The organism is Streptomyces sp. CNQ329 (assembly GCF_000482585.1).
Genome location: NZ_AXVU01000038.1, coordinates 36,112 through 56,635, shown reverse-complemented (window position 1 = coordinate 56,635; position 20,524 = coordinate 36,112). Strand labels below are relative to the sequence as shown.

At 72.6% G+C, this 20,524-nt stretch carries 21 protein-coding genes and 2 pseudogenes; 12 read left to right on the top strand and 11 right to left on the bottom strand.

Going from position 1 to position 20,524, the window contains the following annotated elements:
- Positions 1–33: 33 nt before the first annotated feature.
- Positions 34–792 carry an SDR family oxidoreductase gene (locus I003_RS0123070; protein WP_037721484.1) on the bottom strand — a complete coding sequence of 253 codons (759 nt, stop codon included), beginning with the start codon at positions 790–792 and terminating at the stop codon, positions 34–36.
- 76 nt (positions 793–868) lie between these two features.
- Here I003_RS0123070 and I003_RS0123065 point away from each other — a divergent pair, with 76 nt between their 5' ends.
- A complete protein-coding gene (locus tag I003_RS0123065) occupies positions 869–1,216 on the top strand; it encodes a MerR family transcriptional regulator (RefSeq protein ID WP_027773677.1) in 348 nt (115 codons plus the stop codon).
- 92 nt (positions 1,217–1,308) lie between these two features.
- On the opposite strand, the gene I003_RS0123060 is transcribed toward I003_RS0123065, so the two are convergent.
- Positions 1,309–1,872 carry a CGNR zinc finger domain-containing protein gene (locus tag I003_RS0123060; RefSeq protein ID WP_027773676.1) on the bottom strand — a complete coding sequence of 188 codons (564 nt, stop codon included), beginning with the start codon at positions 1,870–1,872 and terminating at the stop codon, positions 1,309–1,311.
- Between the two features lie 104 nt (positions 1,873–1,976).
- On the opposite strand from I003_RS0123060, the gene I003_RS0123055 reads away from it, so the two are divergent.
- A complete protein-coding gene (locus tag I003_RS0123055) occupies positions 1,977–3,152 on the top strand; it encodes an epoxide hydrolase (RefSeq protein WP_027773675.1) in 1,176 nt (391 codons plus the stop codon).
- Between the two features lie 34 nt (positions 3,153–3,186).
- Here the strand turns inward: I003_RS0123055 and I003_RS35080 are convergent, their stop codons facing one another.
- Positions 3,187–3,375: a DUF397 domain-containing protein gene (locus tag I003_RS35080; RefSeq protein ID WP_078564282.1), complete on the bottom strand. Its 189-nt coding sequence runs from the start codon at positions 3,373–3,375 to the stop codon at positions 3,187–3,189.
- Here I003_RS35080 and I003_RS32955 point away from each other — a divergent pair.
- Positions 3,370–3,618, top strand: coding sequence for a hypothetical protein (locus tag I003_RS32955; protein ID WP_051368389.1), 249 nt, complete (start codon positions 3,370–3,372; stop codon positions 3,616–3,618). The two genes, I003_RS35080 and I003_RS32955, sit on opposite strands and share 6 nt — an antisense overlap.
- Here the strand turns inward: I003_RS32955 and I003_RS32950 are convergent.
- Entirely contained in the window at positions 3,615–4,877 is a 1,263-nt protein-coding gene (locus I003_RS32950; protein ID WP_037721482.1) for an MFS transporter, read from the bottom strand. The two genes, I003_RS32955 and I003_RS32950, sit on opposite strands and share 4 nt — an antisense overlap.
- Positions 4,874–5,362, bottom strand: coding sequence for a MarR family transcriptional regulator (locus I003_RS0123040; protein WP_027773674.1), 489 nt, complete (start codon positions 5,360–5,362; stop codon positions 4,874–4,876). The genes I003_RS32950 and I003_RS0123040 overlap by 4 nt, the downstream gene beginning before the upstream one ends.
- A gap of 78 nt (positions 5,363–5,440) precedes the next feature.
- On the opposite strand from I003_RS0123040, the gene I003_RS0123035 reads away from it, so the two are divergent.
- Both I003_RS0123035 and I003_RS0123030 read left to right on the top strand, forming a co-directional pair.
- Complete coding sequence (locus I003_RS0123035; protein WP_027773673.1) at positions 5,441–5,893, top strand: phosphatase domain-containing protein; 453 nt, start codon at positions 5,441–5,443, stop codon at positions 5,891–5,893.
- A gap of 161 nt (positions 5,894–6,054) precedes the next feature.
- Positions 6,055–7,689, top strand: a complete 1,635-nt coding sequence (locus I003_RS0123030) for a gamma-glutamyltransferase (protein WP_037721481.1) — start codon at positions 6,055–6,057, stop codon at positions 7,687–7,689.
- 9 nt (positions 7,690–7,698) lie between these two features.
- On the opposite strand, the gene I003_RS0123025 is transcribed toward I003_RS0123030, so the two are convergent.
- Positions 7,699–8,355 (bottom strand): dihydrofolate reductase family protein, encoded by a 657-nt coding sequence (locus I003_RS0123025; protein ID WP_027773671.1) that lies wholly within the window; start codon positions 8,353–8,355, stop codon positions 7,699–7,701.
- 104 nt (positions 8,356–8,459) lie between these two features.
- On the opposite strand from I003_RS0123025, the gene I003_RS0123020 reads away from it, so the two are divergent.
- A complete protein-coding gene (locus I003_RS0123020; protein WP_027773670.1) occupies positions 8,460–9,338 on the top strand; it encodes a LysR family transcriptional regulator in 879 nt (292 codons plus the stop codon).
- A gap of 30 nt (positions 9,339–9,368) precedes the next feature.
- On the opposite strand, the gene I003_RS0123015 is transcribed toward I003_RS0123020, so the two are convergent.
- Positions 9,369–10,016 carry a class I SAM-dependent methyltransferase gene (locus I003_RS0123015; protein WP_027773669.1) on the bottom strand — a complete coding sequence of 216 codons (648 nt, stop codon included), beginning with the start codon at positions 10,014–10,016 and terminating at the stop codon, positions 9,369–9,371.
- Between the two features lie 172 nt (positions 10,017–10,188).
- Between I003_RS0123015 and I003_RS35075 the strand changes: the two genes are divergently transcribed.
- The gene (locus I003_RS35075) at positions 10,189–10,695 is read left to right on the top strand and encodes an SUKH-3 domain-containing protein (protein ID WP_078564280.1); all 507 of its coding nucleotides are present in this window, start codon (positions 10,189–10,191) and stop codon (positions 10,693–10,695) included.
- A 55-nt stretch (positions 10,696–10,750) separates the two neighbouring features.
- Here I003_RS35075 and I003_RS0123010 read toward each other — a convergent pair.
- From I003_RS0123010 to I003_RS0122995, 4 genes and pseudogenes are all read right to left on the bottom strand, one after another.
- Positions 10,751–10,972, bottom strand: a pseudogene (locus I003_RS0123010) (dihydrofolate reductase family protein); the annotation flags it as partial.
- Positions 10,973–11,235: 263 nt separating this feature from the next.
- The gene (locus I003_RS37010; protein ID WP_486584344.1) at positions 11,236–11,373 is read right to left on the bottom strand and encodes a hypothetical protein; all 138 of its coding nucleotides are present in this window, start codon (positions 11,371–11,373) and stop codon (positions 11,236–11,238) included.
- A gap of 90 nt (positions 11,374–11,463) precedes the next feature.
- Positions 11,464–12,963 (bottom strand): FAD-binding oxidoreductase, encoded by a 1,500-nt coding sequence (locus I003_RS0123000; RefSeq protein WP_486584343.1) that lies wholly within the window; start codon positions 12,961–12,963, stop codon positions 11,464–11,466.
- Between the two features lie 222 nt (positions 12,964–13,185).
- Positions 13,186–14,427, bottom strand: a complete 1,242-nt coding sequence (locus tag I003_RS0122995) for an ROK family transcriptional regulator (RefSeq protein ID WP_027773666.1) — start codon at positions 14,425–14,427, stop codon at positions 13,186–13,188.
- A gap of 170 nt (positions 14,428–14,597) precedes the next feature.
- Here I003_RS0122995 and I003_RS0122990 point away from each other — a divergent pair, with 170 nt between their 5' ends.
- The 5 genes and pseudogenes from I003_RS0122990 to I003_RS0122970 all read left to right on the top strand — a co-directional run bounded on the left by I003_RS0122990 (position 14,598) and on the right by I003_RS0122970 (position 20,419).
- Positions 14,598–16,085: a sugar ABC transporter ATP-binding protein gene (locus tag I003_RS0122990; protein ID WP_027773665.1), complete on the top strand. Its 1,488-nt coding sequence runs from the start codon at positions 14,598–14,600 to the stop codon at positions 16,083–16,085.
- A pseudogene (locus I003_RS32945) lies at positions 16,082–17,110 on the top strand (ABC transporter permease); the annotation flags it as partial. The gene I003_RS0122990 and the pseudogene I003_RS32945, both read left to right, overlap by 4 nt.
- Positions 17,111–17,253: 143 nt before the next feature.
- Positions 17,254–18,306, top strand: coding sequence for an ABC transporter permease (locus I003_RS32940; protein WP_051368387.1), 1,053 nt, complete (start codon positions 17,254–17,256; stop codon positions 18,304–18,306).
- Entirely contained in the window at positions 18,303–19,550 is a 1,248-nt protein-coding gene (locus tag I003_RS0122975) for a substrate-binding domain-containing protein (RefSeq protein ID WP_027773664.1), read from the top strand. Before I003_RS32940 ends, I003_RS0122975 begins: the two co-directional genes overlap by 4 nt.
- Positions 19,550–20,419, top strand: coding sequence for a sugar phosphate isomerase/epimerase family protein (locus tag I003_RS0122970; protein WP_027773663.1), 870 nt, complete (start codon positions 19,550–19,552; stop codon positions 20,417–20,419). Before I003_RS0122975 ends, I003_RS0122970 begins: the two co-directional genes overlap by 1 nt.
- The last annotated feature ends 105 nt before the right edge of the window (positions 20,420–20,524 follow it).

Genomic DNA, 20,524 nt, shown 5'->3' with positions numbered 1-20,524 from the left:
GAACCACGCGGCCGGCCGCCGTGACCGGCCGGGTCAGACGATGCCGGCGCGGATCTCGTCGTAGAGGTGCCCGGGGTCCTCGGCCAGTGACTTCTTGACGTGGGCGCTCCAGTCGTCGGCGAGCACCTCGGCCGCGCCCGCCTCGATGCCGTCCAGACCGGCGCGGGCGACGGGGGCCGGGGCGCCCTTGGGGCCGTCGTAGGCGGCGCTGAAGTCGGTGTCGACGGCGCCCAGGTGGAGGGCGGTGACGAGGGTGCCCTGGCCGGCGAGTTCCATGCGGACGGCGTTGGTCAGGGCCCACTGGGCGGCCTTGGCGGCGTGGTAGCCGTTCGTGCCCGGGTAGGCGAACCAGGACTGGGCGGACAGCACGTTGAGGATCGCCCCGCCGCCGTTCGCCGCCAGTGCCGGGGCGAAGGCGCGGACGACGCTGAGGGTCCCCCAGAAGTTGGTCTCCATCTCGTCGCGTACGGCGTGCAGGTCGCCGGTGACGAGGTCCGTCCAGTGGCTGACACCGGCGTTGTTCACCACGAGGGTCACGTCGCCGGCCGCGGCGGACGCCTCCGCGACCTGGCCGGGGTCGGTGATGTCCAGCCGCAGCGGGACGACGCCGGGCAGGTCGATCGTCTCCGGGCGCCTGGCGGTCGCGTACACGCGGGTCGCGCCGCGCTCCAGGAGCTGCCGGGCGAAGTGGCGGCCCAGGCCCCGGTTGGCGCCGGTCACCAGGGCGACGGCGCCGTCGATCCGGAGGCCGGGGGAGGGGTGGGTGCCGGGTGCCGCGTTCGGTGTGTTCATGGCCGGTACGCTAGGACCTACCGCTGACGTCAGGTGCAAGTCCTGGGCGCGGATCAGACGAGAAGGGGAACGCGGCGTGCGTATCGGAGACGTGGCCCGGCGCTCCGGAGTGAGCGTCCGGGCACTGCGCTACTACGAGGAGCAGGGACTCCTCTCCCCCACGCGCAGCCCCGGCGGCCAGCGCGAGTACGCCGACGACGCCGTCGACCGGGTCCGCTTCTTCCAGCAGCTCTACGCGGCCGGCCTGCCCAGCCGCCGCATCGCCGAACTGCTCCCCTGCATCGACACCGGCACGACCACCCACGAGCAGCGCGCCATGCTCGATGCCGAACGGGCCCGCATCAAAAAGCAGATCGACGAGTACACCGCCGCCCTCGCCCGCCTCGACGAGATCGTCCAGGCGGCGGCCGACCGACGGGCGTGACCCCGGGCGGGCACGCGGAGCCGAACGCATCGCTCCGGTGTCGGCCGGAAGTAACCCCCGTCGAGCGGGACTTCAGTTCCGGCCGGCGCTCGTCAGGGGTTCCTGCGCTGGTTGGCGTGGAAGCGGGCCTTCTTCTGGCGGTTCCCGCACGTGTTCATCTCGCACCATTTGCGGGTCCGGCTTCGGCTGGTGTCGAAGAAGGCGGCCTGGCAGGTCGGTGAGGCGCACAGGGCCAGCTTCCCGTCCCGTTCGCCGCCGATGATGCTGATCGCGTCGGCGGCGATCACGCCGAGGGCGTCCTCCACGCCGGACGCCGGGCCGAGCCGCCATCGCCGCTTGCCCTCCGGCGTGAGGACCGCCACGGCCCGGCCCCGGGCACTGAAGTCGTTGATGACCCCGACGGCAGCCGCGGGAAGGTCGTCCTGCACCGCCGCCGCGGTCGCGGCGGCGTGAATCGCCTCCCTCAGCTCCCGCGCGAGGCCGAGCTGGGCCGCGGTGCAGGAGTCCACCGCGAGGCCGTTCACCGCCAGCCAGTCGACGAGCCGCTGCGGCGTGGGAATCCGCTCCACGGGCTCGCCGCGACGCTCCGACAGCGTCCCCGTGAAGCTGGTCGCCAGCACGCTGCCGAGGCGGAAGTCAGGGAGAAGCACACGCATGGAACCAGCTTAGCAGGTTGCGTGCTGATAATGAGAAATGCTAGAACCGTCTAAGCCGGTTCGCGAGAGACGGGAAGCCGGTTCCACGACGGCCAGGAGGTCTCATGCCCCGCCCGACCAGTGACGTGCAAGCGTTCGAAACCCACGCGACCGACGCCGACCTCGACGATCTGCGCGCGCGCCTCGCCGCGGCGCGACTGCCGGAGGCCGAGACGGTCCCTCGCGCCGCGCCGCCCGGCCCCCGCCGATGGGGGCAGGGCGTTCCGCTCGCCGACCTCGTCGATGTCGTGAACTACTGGCGCACCGGGTACGACTGGCGGCCGTTCGAAGCGCGTCTCAACCGGATCGGCCAGTTCCGTACGACGATCGACGGCCTGGGAATCCACTTCCTGCACCGCCGCTCCCCACGCGCGGACGCCACCCCTCTGCTCCTCACCCACGGCTGGCCGGACAGCGTCGTCCGCTTCATCGATGTCGTGGACGAACTCGCCGACCCGAAAGATGCGCACGCCCCGGCGTTCCACGTCGTGGTCCCGTCGCTGCCGGGCTTCGGCTACAGCGACAAGCCGGCCACCACCGGATGGGGAACCGAAAAGATCGCCGCCGCCTGGGTCGAACTGATGGGAAGGCTCGGCTACGACCGGTTCGCCGCCCACGGCGGCGACTGGGGAGGCAACATCACCACCGTCCTCGGCGGCAGGTTCCCGGCACACGTCCTCGGCATCCACACCACGTTCGCGGAGGGGCCGCCCGGGCTGACCACCGACGGGCTGACCACCGCCGAGCGCCAGTGGACCGAGGAAACCCGCGACTTCTGGCGCCACCGCGCCGCCTACGCGAAGCAGCAGGCGACCCGGCCGCAGACCATCGGCTACTCGCTCGTCGACTCACCCGTCGGGCTTCTCGCCTGGATCCTCGACAAGTTCGCCGAATGGTCGGACACGGAGGACAGCCCGTTCGAGACGATCTCCAGAGACCGCGTCCTCGACGACGTCACCCTCTACTGGCTGACACGGACCGGCGCATCGGCGGCCCGCATCTACTACGAAAGCCACAACTCGCTCGACCCCGAACTCCGGGTCGACGTCCCGTCGGCCCTCACGATGTACCCCCGGGACGTCGAAAAGTGCCCGCGCCCGTGGGCGCAGGAGCGGTACCGGCAGATCGTCCGGTGGCGGCTGCCCGAGAGCGGGGGACATTTCCCGTCGCTGGAGGTTCCGGAGTACTTCGTGAAGGACCTGCAGGAGGGCCTCGCGGCGGTACTGGCCGCTCGGCGGTGACGCACCTGCGAAACGCCGGCCCCGGGGTGCGGGTTCAGAGGCGGAAGTCCCCGCTCTTCACGGCTGAGACGAAAGACGCCCAGGCATCCGGGTGGAATAGCAGCGCGGGGCCGTTCGGATCCTTGGAGTCGCGGACGGGGATTCCCGAGGGATGGTCGTCTATGACCTCGACACAGCTACCTCCCTCGCTCCCGCTGTACGAGGACTTGCGCCAGCCGTGCATCACAGAAGCGTCGGGGACGGGTCCGGTCACGTCTCCCGGGTCGCGGACGACATCGAGCGGGTGCAGCTCGGGATGGCGGTCGAGCTGCTGGGCCACGCCGGCGGCATGCTTGAGGACGACGCGACCACCCTCCCGCAGTTCCGCTACCTCGTGGCGCGCATGGTGGAGTCGTTGAGCGACGTGCACCGGGTCGCCGAGAGCCGCGGTGCCCGGCTCCCCGTGCCTGACGGCGACGGAGGCTAGCCCGCCGGGGTCGGGGTGTTCGGGCCTGGGGTGGGGGTGCGGTAGGTGCGGAGGGGGGAATTGGCGGCGGCTATCGCCGCTATGCCCGCCGCCGCGGCCAGGCCGCCCGTGACCAGGGAGAAGCTCGCCGAGGTGGCGGAGGCGACCAGGCCGCCGCGGAAGTTGCCGAGTTCCGGGCCCGCCACGCCGATGACGTGTTCCACCGAGGAGACCCGGCCGCGGTAGGCGTCCGGGGTTTCGTGCTGGACCAGTGCGCTGCGGGTGACGACGGAGATGGTGTCGGCGGCGCCCGCCGCGGCGAGGCAGGCGAGGGCCAGCCAGAGAGGGCCGGCCAGGCCGAAGCAGGCGAGGGCGAGGCCCCAGACGGCGGCGGCGGTCAGTTGGACCAGGCCGCCGCGGCGGACGCGGGTGACGGTGCCGGAGAGCAGGCCCGCCGTGATGCCGCCGACCGCGACGGCCGACAGGAACAGGCCGAGGGTCTGCGGGTCACCGTCGAAGCGGACCTCGTTGACGAGGGGGAAGAGCGCGACGGGCATCGCGAGGAGCGTGGCGGACAGGTCGGTGGCCAGCGAGCCCCACAGGGTGTGGCGGTGCAGGACGATGCGCCAGCCGCCGCGTTCGGCCCGGCGCCTGCCGTTCGTCGCCCGTACGCCTTCGGGGCGCATCGGCGGGAGGCGGAGGACCGCGAGCACGGCGACGGCGATCGCCGCGGCCTGGGTGGCGTACGCGGCGGCCAGGCCCCAGCGGGCGATGATCAGGCCGGCCGTCGCGGGTCCCGCGAGCATGGCGACCTGGAAGCTGACGTTGTTCAGCGCGAGGCCCGCAGCCACCTGGTCGGCGGGCAGCAGACGGACCGGGAAGGTGCGCCGGGCGGGGGCGCCGAGGGCGGCGAAGGTGGTGGCGAGGGCGACCAGGGTGAGGAGGAGGTAGACGTTGCGGTTGTCCGCCAGCGCCTGGAGGCACAGGGCGCCGGCGGCCAGCAACTGGCCCGCGGTGGTGGCTCGTACGAGCGCGCGGCGGTCGACGGTGTCCGCGAGGGTGCCGCCGAGGAGGCCGAAGAGGATCATCGGCAGGCCGGTGGCCAGGCCGATGGCGCCGGTGCCGACCGGGCTGCCTGTCAGCTCCCAGACCTGGGCGAGCACGGCCACGAGGGTGATCTGGGCGCCGAGCTGGGAGGCCGCCGTGCCCGTCCACAGGGCCCGGAACGCGGGACTGCTGCGCAGCGGGCGGGTGTCGAGGAAGCGGATGCCCAGGCTCATCGGGGTGGCTCGGCGAGGCGGTCCTCGATGCGCCGGCGCATCGACCGGTCGGCCAGCGCCGCTCGTACGTCCTCCACCACCGCGGTCATCGGGTACGGCAGCGCGTCGTTCAGTTCGCTGACCGCCGCGTGGGTCGCGCGCCACTCGGCTTCCAGGAACGGCACGAGGGAGCGGCCCCGCTCGGTCAGGTCGATGCGCCGGGTACGGGCGTCGGGGCCCGGCTCGGAGGTGACCAGGTCCGCCTTGCGCATGGCGGCGATGGTCTGGCTGACGGCGGAGTGCGAGCGGTGCAGGGACTCCGCCAGCTCGCGGATGGTCAGCGGCCCGGTGTGGGCGAGCCGGATGAGCGGATACGCGAACCGGGGGCGTACGCCCTCGATGCCGCGGTCGGTGTAGACCTGCTCGATCTCGGCGTCGAGGGAGGCCAGCAGCGTGTGCAGGGTCTGCCAGGGGTCGGGCAGTTTGGTGGGGTCCGTAGATGTCACAGCGCTAATATAACAGCGCTGTGATAATTTCCAGGAGGACCCACCCCGCGGGCGGGCCCCCGCGGCTACGCTCGGCGCATGAGCGAGACGTGGGAGCCCGCCGCGGCCGGGGTGTTGCGGCTGCCGTCCGGGCGGTACGTGCGCGGGCGCGGGCTGCGCAAGCCGGTGCCGGCGGGTCCGGACCCCGAGCTGGGGGTGTACCTGCTGGGCCGGACCCCGCCGGAGACGGCGTGGGAGAGCCGCTGGATCCGGTGGCCCGACTTCCGCCTGCCGGCCGATCGCGCGGCAGCGGAGGCGACGCTGCGCGAGGCGTGGGAGCGGGCGGAGAAGGAGCGGGTGGAGGTCGCCTGCGGCGGCGGGGTGGGGCGTACGGGGACGGCGCTGGCGTGCCTCGCGGTGCTCGACGGAGTGCCGGCGGGCCGGGCGGTGGCGTACGTCCGGGAGCACTACCACCGCCGTGCGGTGGAGACGCCCTGGCAGCGGCGGTACGTCACCCGCTTCCCCCGGGGCCGGGGCGCGCCGGCGGGCTGACCCGCGCACCGCCCCGCGCCGGCTCCCGCCCGGGGCGCGACTCCCCGGCCGGGCCGGTCCTTTGCCGGGCGGCCGGAGTGTGCCGGGCGCACCGGGGGGCGGTACGGATCCGTGGCGGACGGCACATGGATCTCCGGCTCCGCCGGACGGATACTCGCCCCATGGCCGAGTCGTACGCGTCGCACCCGCCGTCAGCCCAGCAGCGCCCGCCCCGTGCCCCCGTGCTCTCCGCGGACGGCATGGCCGCGAGCGCACACCCCGCCGTCACCTTCGCCGGCGCCGCCGTGCTGCGCGACGGCGGCAACGCCGTGGACGCGGTGCTGGCGATGGCCGCGATGTCGTGGCTCGCGCTGCCGGGCCAGTGCGGCGTCGGCGGCGACGCCTTCGCCGTCGTGCGGGAGCCGGACGGCCGGGTGTGGACGGTGTGCGGCAGCGGCTACGGTCCCGACGGCGGCGACCTCGACTTCTACACGTCGCGGGGCCACGACGCCGTGCCGCTCTCCGGCCCGCTCTCCGTCGCCGTACCCGGCGCGCCCGCCGCCCTCGCCGCCCTGCACGCCGCGGGCGCCACGCGCGCACTCCCCGAACTGTGGGCCCCCGCGGCCCGCGCCGCCGAACGCGGCCTGCCCTGCACCGCGAAGACCCGGCGCGACATCGACGAGGAGAAGCAGCTCCTCGCCGCCGACCCCGAGGCGCTGCGGAACCTGCTGCCCGCCGGGAGCCCGCCCGCCGTCGGCCACCGGCTGGCGCAGCCGGACCTGGCGGCGACGATCCGTACCCTCGCCGCCGACCCCGCCGCCTTCTACACCGGCGCGTTCGCGGAGCGGGCCGTGGCCGCCCTGCGTGCGGCGGGCGCGCCGTTCAGCGGCGAGGAGTGGGCGCTGTGCGGCGACGTGGCACCGCAGCCGGCGATCAGCACCGCCTACCGCGGCCGTACCGTGCACCAGACCCCGCCCCCCAGCCCCGGCTGGATGGCCCTCCAGCAACTCGCCCTCTGCGACGGCACCCTCGGCGGCCTTCCCCCGCTCGGCACCGACGCCGTGCACCTGCTGGCGTCGGCGGCCCGGCTGTCCTTCGCGGACCGCGTGGGGCGCTGCGCGAGCGACACCGACGTGTGGCGGGAGACGCTGACCGCCGGGGAGATAACCGCGGCGCGCGCACGCCTCGCGCGCGACGAGGTCCCGCCGGGCGGGGCGGGCCGGGCGGACGGCGACACCACGTCGATGGTCGCCGTGGACGCGGAGGGGCGCGCGGTGAGCTACATCCACTCGCTGGCCTTCGCCTTCGGCTCCACGTTCACGCTCCCCGGCACCGGCGTGCTGCTCAACAACCGCCTGGGCCGCGGCGCGTACCTCCTACCCGGCCACCCCAACGCGGTCCGGCCGCGCCGCCGGCCGCTGCACACGCTGAACGCCTGGATCGTCACGGACGCGGCGGGCCGGCTGGAGCACGCCGGCAACACGCCGGGCGGCGACGGCCAGGTGCAGTGGAACACGCAGCTCATCTCCCACCTGGTGGACCGCGGCCTCGACCCGCAGGAGGCGGTGGAGGCACCGCGGTTCTTCATCCACCCGGGCAGCGACGCGGACGTCCTCGGGCAGCCGGAGGAGCTGCGGTGCGAATCGCGCCTGGGCCGCCCGGTGCTGGAGGGGCTGCGGGAGCGGGGGCACGAGGTGACCGACGCCGGGCCCTGGGGCGGGGGCGGCAGCGCGATGGTCATCTCGGCGGACGCGGAACGGGGCTGCCTGCTGGGCGGCGCGGATCCGCGGCAGGACGGGGTGGCGCTCGGCGCCTGAGGCCGGTCCTCAGCGCCCGGAATGCACCCGGTACGTGAGGTGGGCGACGCCGTTCCCCTCGACGGCCCGGACCTGCTCCAGCCGTACGTCCGTATCCCCGAGGCCGTCGAGGGGGCGGGAGCCGCCGCCGAGCAGCACCGGCACGACGTGCAGTTCGAGCACGTCGAGCAGTCCGGCGGCCAGGTACTGCCCCACGATCTGCCCACCGCCGTAGAGCATCACGTCCTTGCCGCCGGCGGCCTCCTTCGCCTGCGCGAGCGCGGACTCGATGCCGTCGGTGACGAAGTGGAAGGTGGTCCCGCCGGCCATCTCCAGGGGGTCGCGCGCGTGGTGCGTGACGACGAACACGGGGTAGTGGTAGGGCGGTTCGTCACCCCACCAGCCGGTCCACTGCTCGTCCTCGGCCCAGGGACCGCCGCCGACGGGGCCGAACATGCCGCGGCCCATGACGGCGGCGCCGATGCCGGCGATCGTCTCCTCGAACACCGGCGTGCTGGCGGTGACTTCGCCTCCCTCCATGCCGTGCATCTCCCGCCAGGCGGCGAGCGGAACCACCCAGTCGTGCAGGCCCTCGCCGCCGACGCCGAGGGGGTTCTCGACGCTCTGGCCGGGGCCGGCGACGTAACCGTCGAGGGAGATCGAGATGTGACATCTCAGCTTGCCCATGGGTGCTCCTCGGAGAGTCGGGCCGATACGGGGAGAGCATGGCCGGACGCCTGCAATGACGTCCAATGCCAAATCTTCGAAGATCACATCAATATCCTTGATGTGTGCTGAACCTCGTCCATCTCAAAGTGCTCGCGGCGGTGGCGCGCCACGGGTCGGTGACGGAAGCCGCGCGGGAACTGCACTACTCCCAGCCGTCGGTGAGCCACCACCTGTCGCGTCTGGAGGCGGCCACGGGCGCCAAGCTCGTCCAGCGCGTACGGCGCGGCATCCGCCTCACCCCCGAGGGCGAACTCCTGGCCCGCCGCGCCACCGAGATCGTCGGCCGGGTCGACGCGGCGACCAGCGAGTTCGCCGCCCAGGTCGGCCTGCGCACCGGCCGCGTCCGCCTCGCCGCCAACGCCTCCGTACTGAGCACGATCGTTCCGAAGGCGGCGCGGGACCTGGCCGAAGCCCACCCGGGCCTGGCGCTGAGCATCGTCGACCGGCATCCGGAGGAGGGGCTGCAGATGCTGCGCCGGGGCGACGTCGACGTGGCGCTCGTCTACCGGCACGCGCACGCCCCGCTCGAAGACGAGGGCTTCCGCCTGACCCACGTGGCGGACGACCCGATCCACCTGGTCAGCCGTCACCCGGACGACAGCGTGGCCCACCACCGCGACGGGGCGTGGATCGGCGGCTGCGCACGCTGCCTCAGCGAACTGACGGCGGTCTGCGCCCGCCACGGCTTCGCGCCGCGGATCGACTCGGTCTGCGACGACATGGTCGCGGTCCAGGCCCTCGTCGCGGCGGGTGTCGGCGTGACGACGCTCCCGGGCCTGGCCCTGCGTGCCCACCGCAACCCGGAGATCCACACCACGGAGATCCCCGACGCCGGGCGCCGCATCTACACGGCGACGTACGGAGACCCCCCGGACCCTCCGGGGACGAGCGCACTCATCGAGGCGATCCGGCGGGCGGCGGCGGGAACGGCGTCCCCGTAGGGCGCGGCCCTCGACGAAGGGCTGCGACGGCTACCGCTTGCGGGCCAGAAGCTGCACCGCCTGCGACCGGTGGCCGTTCATCGTGGCCACCTCGATCCGGCGCTCGTCCCTCACGCCGAAGTCCGACAGCAAAGCGTGCAGTTCCGCGAGGTCGTGGTGCCGGCACACCGCACCGTCGTCGGTGGCGAACACCCCGTACGGGGTGCCGAACTGCCGGGCATAGGCCGCATACCGGCTGTGGTTTCGTTCGTCGTCCTGCAGGACCACATCGCTGACGTAGAGCAGCCCGCCGGGCGCCAGGACGCGGTCCAGCTCCGTGATCAGCGCCCGCTGAGCGGTGCTGTCGGGGACGCACGTCAGCACGGCGAACAGCAGGATCAGATCGAAGCTCCCCGACGCGCGTGTCAGCTCCGGCGGGGACTCCAGGACGGCGAAGTCGAGGTCGGGCCGCAACTGACGACCCCGCTCGATGAGTGCGGGAGACAGGTCGACGCCGGAGACGTCACGGAAGCCGTGCTCGCTCAACTCGGCCATGACACGACCGTATCCACAGCCGTAGTCCAGGACCCGGGCGTCCGGACTCACCCCCGCCAGCCAGCCGAGATGCACCGGATGGGTGAACGTCTTCGTCGCACCGACGCCGTCCCAGTACGCGATCTGGCTACCGAGACCCTTCATACGAGTGCACCCTACGGCCCCTCCGGCTCCGCCCGTCACCACTCGATCCGCTCACACCCCGGTGCCATGTGATCCTCTGCCGGTTGCTTCGCACGGGTCCGGGCGCCCAGGAGCCTCGTCGGACGGTAGGATCCCTGATTCCTCATCAGGGATCTCGAAAGGCCGCCATTTGATGGACAGGGTACCGCTCGAAGCTGAAACGGTTCAGAAGCTGACTGAAGCCGGCTGGAAGCCAGGACGCGATACGGGAGATCAGGTGGACGACTGGGTCGAGCAGATCGAGTTGATTCGTCAGAAGCGAAACACCGCAGCCGGGCCGATCTTTTCCGACTCCGCCTCCTACCCCCCTCCGCCGCCGGCGGTCCGCACGATACTCCGGGAATTCGGCGGACTGGATATACAGGTCTCGGGGCCCGGCCGAACGATGTACAGGAATCCTTTCCAAGTGGATCCCCGGGAGGGCTTGTTGAGCCCTCGTGCGTATGCTCAGCTTTCCGAAGCGGCAGGAAGCAGCACCTTTCCCCTCGGTGTCCTCCATGGCGACAGAGCCGCACTTGCCGGTGATGAGCACGGGCGAGTTCTGCTGATAGGTTCAACCGGTGACATGATGGTGGGCAAAGATATACATGAGGCACTGAACAATCTCGTTCACGGGGTCATGCCCAGTGACCTGGACTAGCCGGATGGGCTCAGGTGCCGTCACCTGAAGACCCGGACCCATACGGTCACCGCGTCTAGCGGCGTACCTGGAACCGGAGGTGCAGGACCCTGTCGCCCTGGATGACCACGTGGGGATCCTCCAGCAGATGCTGCCCGTCGATGCTGCCGAAGTAGCGTTTGCCCGACCCGAAGACCACCGGCACCGCGTCCATCGCGACCTCGTCCACGAGGCCGGTCGCGAGGATCTGACCGCCCACCTCGCCGGCGCTCACGGCGACGTCCCGGTCACCGGCGATGCCGCTCCCGCCACCCGCATGGTCGTACTCCTGGTCGCCGCTGTCGATGAGAGGCGTGTCCCCGTTGAAGTACCAGTCGTGGAGCGGCCCGACGTTAAGAAGTCAATCGGCGCTCATCGGACCCGCGTCCGGCGGGAACCCCTGCTCGGCGGGGAACCGGCGCCGCAGCGCCAGGTACTCCGTCGGAGTGCGGCCGGTGAAGTCCTTGAACGCCCTGCTGAACTACGCGGCCAGGTGGTTGCCGCTCACCCCGGCGCCCGCGTTCAGCCCGCCGGCCTGGACCGCGCCGACGGCATCGGCGGGATGGTCATCCGGCGGTGGCGGGGCGTCCCGGTCAGGCAGTAGACGTCGTCGATGAACCGGTCGAGCGGTGGAGGGGGCACCCGGCCTGCGTACTCCATCGGGTCAGTGTGGCCGACGACCGTCCGGAGTGCGAGGCACGCCTCCCTCCCGCCGCCGGTCCGCTTCCGCGGTCACCGCGGCCCGAGCCCTCAGGGTCTGCGGTCGCGCGGGTCGCCCCCGTCGGTGACCGCGCCCGTCTGCCTCGGCTTGACGTTCGCATTGAGGCGGAAGAGGTTCCCGGGGTCGTAGGTCGCCTTGACCGCCGAGAGCCGTTCGTAGTTCCTGCCGTAGCCCTCGCGCAGGAGCCGCTCGCCCTCCTCCAGGAAGCCGGGGAAGTTGAGGTAGACGCCGCCGGCGGAGAACGGGTGCAGGTCGGCGCAGGTGTCGTGCACCCAGGCCACGTTCTGGGCCGAGTCGCTCTCCGCCTCCCAGTTCCCCTCGATACCGATCAGATAGGGGGCGTCGCGATTGGCGAAGGCGGTCTCCTCCTCGCCGACGCGGGCCATGGCGCCGCCCTGGTACCAGATGTCGAGGGTGGACCGGGGCGAGGGCGAGGCGGCGGCGTGGGCGGCAAGCCGCTCGATCAGCTCGTCGCTGAGGGCGGGTACGTTCATGGACTTCCAGTAGTAGCGCCAGCCGTCGGGGTAGTCCTCGTCCAGGATCGACTGGGCCCGGGTGTAGGGCATGGTGGCGCTGAGGTCGCAGATCGGGTCGGTGATCTCGCGCAGCGGCCGCAGGAGCCGCTCGCCCTCCGCCGGGTCTCCCGGGTACGGCGCGAGCAGCGCCGCGAAGTCCTTCCCGTACGCGTCGGGCGGGAACTCCTCCGCCTCCGGGACCTTCCCGAGGATCGCGATCGGGGCGAAGTCGTCCGGCCGCTGGGCCAGGTGGCGCTCGCAGGCCCGCAGCACGTCCTTCGCACGGGCCGCGGGGTAGAACACGAAGCAGACGAAGACCTCCGGCCCCAGGGGATGCACACGGTAGGTGAACGAGGTGACGACGCCGAAGTTGCCGCCACCGCCGCGGATCCCCCAGAACAGGTCCTGATGGTGGTTCCCGTCGGCGACCAGAACGCGCCCGTCGGCGGTGACAATCCGTGCGGACAGGAGATTGTCGCAGCTCAACCCGTGTTTGCGGCGGAGCCAGCCCATTCCCCCGGAGAGGGTCAGGCCGGCGATCCCGGTCTGCGTCACCACGCCCAGCGGAGTGGCGAGCCCGTGGCGCTGCGTCTCGCGGTCGACGTCCCCCAGCGTGCAGCCGCCCTGCGCAACCGCCGTGCGCGCCTCGGGGTCGACGTCGACGCCGCGCATCCCGGACAGGTCGATGACCAGACCACCGTCGCAGACCGCGTGACCGGCGACGCCGTGCCCGCCTCCGCGCACGGCGACCAGCATCCCGTTGTCGCGGGCGAAGTCGACGGCGGCGACGACGTCGTCTTCATCCGCGCACCGGGCCACCATCGCCGGGTACCTGTCGATCATGCCGTTCCAGAGCTCGCGCGCCGGATCATAGCCGCGCTGCCCGGGCCGGATGAGCTCTCCTCGCAGCCTGGAGGCGAACGCGTCCACGAGGGAGTCCGGAAGGTCCGCGTCCTCGTCGTGCCGCCCGCTCCGCACGGGTGTGCCACCCCTGTGGCCGTGCCTTCCGCTCATGGTGATCACCTCGCGGATTCAGCATCAGGCCTGGCGGGATGAGTCGCCATTCGAGCTGTCTGCACACCGTGGGGTTCGGCGGGTGTCCCGCGGGAGGGGAACGTCTTCATGCTCGGTGATCACCGGCGGATCGCCGCCCCGGCGCACGGAGCGGCTCCGGGCGCAGGGCCGGGCCCGGCCGCGCGGTGTGTACGAGCACGCGCGGGCGTCGGCCCGTGCGCCTCAGCCCGCCGCCTCCGCCAGGGCCATGTCCACCTGCCTCGGGGACAGCGCGTGCTCTATCGCCAGGATCCCCGCCCCGATCGCCGCCGCGTTCTCGCCCGTCCTGCTCGGCTCGATCCGCAGCACGTGCGTCGCCAGCGGATGCGACCTGCGGTACACCGCCTCCCGCACCCCGGCCAGCAACTGGTCGTGCACCGCGGCCAGGGCGCCGCCGACCACCACCGTCTCCGGGTTGAAGAAGTTCACCAGGCCCGCCAGCACCTCCCCCACCGCCCGGCCCGCCTCGCGGACCATGCGGACCGCCTCCCGGTTGCCCTCCTTGACCAGGCGTACGACGTCGAGACCCGCCGACGCCTCCAGGCCCAGCTCCCGGAGGCGGACCGCGAGGGACGCGCCGCCCGCTATCGCCTCCAGGCAGCCCGAGTTGCCGCAGCGGCACAGCTCCTCGCGCTCGCCCACGCGGATGTGGCCGATGTCGCCCGCCGAGCCCTGCGCGCCCCGGTGCAGCCGGCCGTCGGCGATGATGCCGCAGCCGATGCCCGTGCCCACCTTCAGGTAGAGCAGGTACGACGTGTCCGGGAAGGCCCGGCGCTGTTCGGCCAGTGCCATGACGTTCACATCGTTGTCCACGAGCGCGCGGACGCCGAAGCGCTCGTCGAAGAACTCGGGGATGGGGAACTGATGCCATCCCGGCATGATCGGCGGGTCCACCGGGCGGCCGGTGGAGAACTCCACCGGGCCCGGCACGCCCGCGCCGATGGAGCGGAGCGTCCCGGGGTCGCGGCCGGCCTCCTCCAGCAGCCGCTGCATCGTCCGTTCGACGTGGCCGAGAACCGCTTCCGGGCCGTCCGCGATCGTCAGCGGGTCCTCGCGGACCGCGAGCAGCGTGCCGCCGATGTCCAACAGCGCGACCCGGCAGTGCGAGGCGCCCAGGTCGACGCCGGCGACGGCGTGCTCGCGCGTGCGCAGCGAGAGGCGGCGCGGGGGACGGCCGCCGGTGGAGCCGGCTTCGGCGTCCTCGTCGACGAAACCGTGGGCGATCAGCGCGTCGACGCGCTGCGAGACGGTGGAGCGGGCGAGGCCCGTGAGGCGGGCGATCTCGGCGCGGGTGGCGGCGGCGCCGGAGCTGATGAGCGCCAGGACCTCGCCGGGGGACTGGCCCGCGGGCGGGCTGTACGGCGGGTTCCCCGGCCCTCCGGGGGGCGGTGTGCCGGAGGCCGATGGCGGCGGCGGTGGCGGCATCGGCGAAGAAGGAGAGGAAGCGGCTGTCACATCGACCACCATAGAGACGACCTACGACACCAACAAGACCTTCTTTGTTCGACATTCGGCCAAAGTCTTTGCCAACTCTTCGGCGAAAGCCCTTGCTTAAGCTCTTGACAGTCCAAAGAAGCCTGGGGACATTGCTTTTCATGCTGACGATGCAGGACGTCTCCAAGAGCTTTCTCGGGGTGCGGGTGCTGCACGGGGTGTCGCTCGACCTCGAACCGGGCGAGGTGCACGCCCTGGTGGGGGAGAACGGTGCGGGCAAGTCGACGCTGATGAAGGTGCTCGCCGGGGAGTACGCCCCCGACGAGGGCACGATCACGCTCGACGGCACGGTGCACGCCTTCTCGCACCCCGTTCAGGCCCAGGCCGCCGGGATCGGTCTCATCCACCAGGAGTTCGCGCTCCTCCCGCACCGCACCGTCGCGGAGAACGTCTTCCTCGGCCGTGAGCCGGTACGCCGCGGGCTCGTCGACCGGCGCGCCATGGAGCGCCGCACGGCCGAGCTGCTGGCCGAGCTGGACGAGACCGGGATCGCCCCCCACACCCAGGTCAAGGACCTGTCGGTGGCCCGCCAGCAGACGGTGGAGATCGTCAAGGCGCTGGCGGCCTCCGACGTCCGTGTGCTTGTCATGGACGAGCCGACCGCACCCCTGGCGGACCACGAGGTCGAGCTTCTCTACGCGCTCATCCGCCGCCTCGCCGCCCGCGGCATCGGCATCCTCTACATCAGCCACCGTCTCCGCGAGGTCTTCGACCTCTCCCGCCGCATCACCGTCCTCAAGGACGGCCGCAAGGTCACCACCCTCACCACCGCCGACACCACCCCCGACGACGTCGTACGGGCCATGGTCGGCCGCGAACTCGGCTCGTACTACCCGCCCCGCGCCCGCGCCGAGGAGATCGGCGAGCCCGTGCTGACGACGGCGGGCGCCGGCAACGAACGCCTCGCCGGCATCGACCTCACCCTCCGGGCGGGAGAGGTCACCGGCGTCGCCGGACTCCAGGGCTCCGGCCGTACCTCCCTGGTACGGGCCCTCTTCGGCGCCGCGCCCTTCACCCGCGGCCACATGACCGTCGCCGGCCGCGCGCTGCGCCCCGGCAGCCCGCGGCAGGCCATCCGCGGCGGCGTCGCCCTGGTCACCGAGGACCGCAAGGGCGAAGGGCTGGCCCTGCACCAGTCCGTACGCGACAACGCCCTCCTCGTCACCCGCGCGGTCCACGCCGGCGGCGCGCGGGCGAGCGAGGTCGCCGGGCTGCTCGACCGCGTCAACCTCCGTGCCCGCGGCCACGACCAGGAAGTCCAGTACCTCTCCGGCGGCAATCAGCAGAAGGTCGTCATCGCCAAGTGGCTCGCCGCCGGACCCCGCGTGCTGCTCTTCGACGAGCCGACCCGCGGCGTCGACGTCGGCGCCAAGGCCGCCATCCACACCCTGGTCCGCGAACTCGCCCGCGACGGCATGGCCGTCCTCATCGTCTCCTCGGAACTGCCCGAGCTGATCGGCATGAGCGACCGGATCCTCGTCATGGCCGACGGCACCTTCGCCGGCGAACTCCCCGCCGGCGCGAGCGAAGAGGAGATCATGCGACTGGCGACGGCGTCCGACGGGTCCTCCGAGGGGAGCGCCGCATGACCGCCGTACGCACCGACGCCCCCGCGCCGGCCGCCCGCCCGCGCCGGCTGCCCGCCGCCGGGCGGCTCAAGCTCACCGACCCCGTCGTCGGCGTCTGGCTGGCCGCCGCCGCGGTCACGCTCATCGGCTGGATCATCGTCGCCGCCGACGGCGGCCAGTTCATGACCCAGTCCAACTTCACCGGCATCCTGCAGAACTCCGTCGCCCTCGGGCTGGTCGCCGTCGGCCAGTCCGCGGTGATCCTCACCGGCTCGCTCGACCTGTCCGTCGCGTACCTCATCAGCCTCGGCACGCTGGTCGCCGCCGAGACGATGGAGGGCGGCAGCGTCGTCACGGCGGTGCTCGCCGTGCTCGCGCTCTCCGCCGCGGTCGGGCTCGCCAACGGCCTCATCGTCACCGGGCTGAAGGTCAACGCCTTCATCGCGACCCTCGGCATGGCGTTCATCCTGCGCGGCTACATCGAGGACAACTACACCGGGCCCGCGGGCGACGTCCCCGCGTCGTTCCAGCGGCTGGGCTACGACCGCATGGGCTTCATCCCGGTCTCCGTCTTCCTGCTGATCGCCGTGGCCGCCGTGCTCTGGCTGATCACCAAACGCACCCGCCTGGGCCACCACATGTACGCCACCGGCGGCGACGAGCACGCGGCCCGCCTGTCCGGCGTACGCACCCGGCGCACCGTCATCTACGCGCACGTGCTGTGTTCCCTGTGCGTCGGCGCCGCCGCTCTCTTCCTCGCCTCCCGGCTCGGGGCAGGCGCCCCCTGGGCGGGCACCGAGGCGCGCTACGACCTGGACTCCATCGCCGCCGTCGTGCTCGGCGGCACCGCGCTGGCCGGCGGGCGCGGCGGGGTGGCGGGGACGCTCGGCGGGGTGCTGCTGCTGTCCGTGCTGGACAGCATCTTCAACCAGCTCTCCGTCGACCCGTTCTTCAAGAACGTCGTCCGCGGCGTGGTCATCATCGCCGCCGTCGCCCTGTACGCGAGGCCGCGCGTGGCGCGGGCCGCCGGACGGCGGCGCAGGAGAGGCGGCGGAGGAGACGGGCAGCCGGAGAAGGCCCCGGCGGCGCCGGCCGGCCCGGCGGGGAAGGCGCGCGGCGCGGAGGGCGCCGCCTCCCCGGGCGACGCCCGGCGGGAGGCGCAGGACGCGTCCGGTAAGGAGTTGCCCGCATGACGACAGCGACCGCCGAACACACCGTCGGCCCGGGGCGGCGACTGGCCGCCGCGCTCGGCACCGGCGCCCCCGTCTACGTTCTCCTCGCCGTCCTGCTCGCCGCGCTGGCGATCACCGACCCCGGGTTCTACGAGCCCGACTCCTTCCTGGCCTTCATCAAGCGCGCCGCCCCGCTGGTGATCCTCGCCGCGGGCCAGTACATGGTGATCGTCTCCGGGGGCTTCGACCTCTCCGTCGGCGCGGTGGTCACGGCGGGCGTCGTCGCCGGGGCCGAGTTCTACGGTTCGTACCCGGACGCCCCCTGGCTCCTGGTCACCGCCGGGCTGCTGCTCGCCGGTGCGATCGTCGGCCTGGTCAACGGGCTCATCACCACCGTGCTGCTGGTGCCGTCGTTCATCACCACCCTCGGCATGATGCTGATCCTCGAAGGCGCCGTCTTCTACTGGACCGGCGGCTCCCCGCAGGGTGTGCTGCCCGAGTCCTTCCGTACCTTCGGCCGCGGTGAGGCCGGCGGCTGGCTGCCGTGGGCGGTCCTCGCGTGTCTCGCGGTGGGTGCGATCGCCGTGTGGCTGATGCGCTCCGACTTCGGCCGTACGCTCCTGGCCACCGGCGACAACGAGCGCGCCGCCGCGCTGGCGGGCGTGCGCGTACCCCGGGTGCGTACCCTCGCGTTCGTGCTCTCCGGCACCGCCGCGGCACTCGCCGCGGTGCTGGTCGCCGGGTTCTCCGGCGTCTCCGCGCAGGCCGGCCGGGGGCTGGAGTTCGAGGCCATCACCGCCGTCGTGCTCGGCGGAGTCATCCTCGGCGGCGGTCGCGGCTCGGTCGTCGCCGCCATGGCCGGCGCGTTCTCGCTCCAGGCGCTGTTCACGCTCCTCAACCTCCAGGGCGTCTCCGGCGCGCTGGAGTCCACGGTCCAGGGATTCATCGTCATCGCGGCCGTCGGCCTCGGCGCCACCGGCCGGTCGGGCTTCGCCAGGCTGCGCCGTACCGGACCACCCTCGCCCCGCTCCTCACCTTCGACGCCCTCGGAAGGGAAGTCCTCCTCATGAGCCGTACGCGCCGCACGACCCTCACCCGCGGCAGGAGCCGCCGGCTGGCCGCCCCGGCCGCCGCGCTGATGGCCGCCGCGCTGATCGCCTCCTGCTCCTCCGACGCGCCGAAGGACGACCTGGCGGACGACGCCGCGGCCTCCGAGCAGGCGGAGGACGGCGACAAGAAGTCGGAGTTCTTCGACCAGGCGGACTACGACCGCCAGTTGCGGCTCACCGAGGCGACTCCGGAAGGGCCCGAGGGCAAGCCCTGGGAGCAGATGCTCGACCCGCAGGCGGGCGGGATGGTCGACACCTCCCAGTACGCCAGGAAGGGCGGTATCGAGGGGACCAAGCTGTGCTTCTCCAACGCCGGGGTCTTCAACCCCTGGCGGCAGGTCGGTCTGAAGACCATGAAGGCGGAGGTCGCGCAGCACGACGAGATCGCCGACTTCACCGTCCTGGACGCCCAGGGCAAGGACGACAAGCAGATCTCCGACATCCAGGAGCTGTCCGGCCAGGACTGCGACGCGCTGATCGTCTCGCCGAACACCACCGCCACGCTCACCCCGGCGGTCGAGGAGGCGTGCGGCAAGATCCCGGTGATCGTCTTCGACCGGGGCGTGGAGACCGACTGCGCGGTGACGTTCATCAGCCCCATCGGCGGCTACGCGTACGGCGCCGCCGCCGCGGACTTCCTCGTGGACGAGGTGGACAAGGGCGGCAAGATCGTGGCCCTGCGCATCTCGCCCGGCGTGGACGTGCTGGAGACCCGCTGGTCGGCGGCCGAGATCGCGTTCGAGAAGGCCGGGCTCGACGTGGTCGAGGTGAAGTTCACCGACGGCGACCCGTCGAAGGCCAAGTCGATCGTCTCCGACGCCATTGCGCGGCACGGGCAGATCGACGGGGTGTGGATGGACTCCGGCGCCACGTCGGTGGCGGCGGTCGAGGCGTTCGAGGACGCGGGCGAGGACATCCCGCCGATCACCGGCGAGGACCAGCAGGACTTCCTTCAGGCGTGGAAGGACAAGGACCTCACCGCCATCGCCCCGGCGTACCCCACGTTCCAGTGGCGCACCCCGGTCATCGCCGCGCTGAAGATCCTCAAGGGCGAGGAGGTGCCGAAGGAGTGGACGCTGCCGCAGCCCGTCGTGACCGAGGAGAACTTCGACGAGTACTACAAGGAGGGCATGCCCCCGCTGCACTACGGCGCCTGCGGCTGCGAGGACCTGCCCGGCTACCCCGGCGACTGGGGCGGTGAGTGATGCCCGCCGGAAGACGGCTGATCGGCGCCAACCCGTGGATCTGGCACTCCCCGGTCACCGAACGCGCCCTGGAGTCGGTGCTGCCCCGGCTGGCCGGGTGGGGGTTCGACTGCGCGGAGCTGCCGATGGAGCAGCCCGATGACTGGCAGCCGGCCGCGGCGGCGAAGCTCCTCGACGACAACGGCCTGGCCCCCGCCGCCGTCGTCGCCGTCATGCCGCCCGAACGCGGGCTCGTCCGCGCCGAGCCGCTGGCGGTCCGCACCACGCAGGACTACCTGCGGCACTGCGTCGACGCGGCGCGCGAGGTCGGCGCGCCCGTCGTCGCCGGCCCCATGTACACGGCGGTGGGCCGGACCTGGCGTATGGATGCCGACGAGCGGGCCGCGGCGTACGCCGAATGGCGCGACAACATCGCACCGGTCGTCGCCCATGCCGCCGCCGCGGGTGTGCTGCTCGCCGTCGAGCCGCTCAACCGGTACGAGACGAGCCTGTTCAACACCGTCGCGCAGACCGTGACGGCGCTGGACGGGCTGCCCGGTGAGACGATCGGCGTGGCCCTCGACACCTACCACCAGAACATCGAGGAGCGCTCGCTGCCCGGCGCCGTACGTGCGGCGGCGGGCCGGATCGCGCACGTCCAGGTCTGCGCCAACGACCGCGGCGCCCCCGGCGCCGACCACCTCGACTGGCCCGGTTTCCTCCGCGCACTGGACGAAGCCGGCTACCGGGGCCCGCTGTGCATCGAGTCCTTCACCGCGCACAACGCCACCATCGCCGTCGCCGCGTCGGTGTGGCGCGCGCTGGCGCCGACCCAGGACGCCATCGCGGTCGACGGACTCGCCTTCCTGCGCCGCGCGTTACCCGCCTGAGTGACCCGACGTACCCGTACGCACCCTGACCGCGTACGCACCGCTCGCCCACACGCCGCCGGGCCCGGAGTTCCGGGACCCCGATCCGGGCCCGGCGGACCACCC

Bases quoted from the DNA above. Each gene is read 5' to 3' on its own strand.
- I003_RS0123070 (WP_037721484.1), bottom strand. From the start codon at position 792: ATGAACACACCGAACGCGGCACCCGGCACCCACCCCTCCCCCGGCCTC.
- I003_RS0123060 (WP_027773676.1), bottom strand. From the start codon at position 1,872: ATGCGTGTGCTTCTCCCTGACTTCCGCCTCGGCAGCGTGCTGGCGACC.
- I003_RS0123055 (WP_027773675.1), top strand. From the start codon at position 1,977: ATGCCCCGCCCGACCAGTGACGTGCAAGCGTTCGAAACCCACGCGACC.
- I003_RS35080 (WP_078564282.1), bottom strand. From the start codon at position 3,375: ATGCACGGCTGGCGCAAGTCCTCGTACAGCGGGAGCGAGGGAGGTAGC.
- I003_RS32950 (WP_037721482.1), bottom strand. From the start codon at position 4,877: ATGAGCCTGGGCATCCGCTTCCTCGACACCCGCCCGCTGCGCAGCAGT.
- I003_RS0123035 (WP_027773673.1), top strand. From the start codon at position 5,441: ATGAGCGAGACGTGGGAGCCCGCCGCGGCCGGGGTGTTGCGGCTGCCG.
- I003_RS0123030 (WP_037721481.1), top strand. From the start codon at position 6,055: ATGGCCGAGTCGTACGCGTCGCACCCGCCGTCAGCCCAGCAGCGCCCG.
- I003_RS0123025 (WP_027773671.1), bottom strand. From the start codon at position 8,355: ATGGGCAAGCTGAGATGTCACATCTCGATCTCCCTCGACGGTTACGTC.
- I003_RS0123015 (WP_027773669.1), bottom strand. From the start codon at position 10,016: ATGAAGGGTCTCGGTAGCCAGATCGCGTACTGGGACGGCGTCGGTGCG.
- I003_RS35075 (WP_078564280.1), top strand. From the start codon at position 10,189: ATGGACAGGGTACCGCTCGAAGCTGAAACGGTTCAGAAGCTGACTGAA.
- I003_RS37010 (WP_486584344.1), bottom strand. From the start codon at position 11,373: ATGGAGTACGCAGGCCGGGTGCCCCCTCCACCGCTCGACCGGTTCATC.
- I003_RS0123000 (WP_486584343.1), bottom strand. From the start codon at position 12,963: ATGAGCGGAAGGCACGGCCACAGGGGTGGCACACCCGTGCGGAGCGGG.
- I003_RS0122995 (WP_027773666.1), bottom strand. From the start codon at position 14,427: ATGCCGCCACCGCCGCCGCCATCGGCCTCCGGCACACCGCCCCCCGGA.
- I003_RS0122990 (WP_027773665.1), top strand. From the start codon at position 14,598: ATGCTGACGATGCAGGACGTCTCCAAGAGCTTTCTCGGGGTGCGGGTG.
- I003_RS32940 (WP_051368387.1), top strand. From the start codon at position 17,254: ATGACGACAGCGACCGCCGAACACACCGTCGGCCCGGGGCGGCGACTG.
- I003_RS0122975 (WP_027773664.1), top strand. From the start codon at position 18,303: ATGAGCCGTACGCGCCGCACGACCCTCACCCGCGGCAGGAGCCGCCGG.
- I003_RS0122970 (WP_027773663.1), top strand. From the start codon at position 19,550: ATGCCCGCCGGAAGACGGCTGATCGGCGCCAACCCGTGGATCTGGCAC.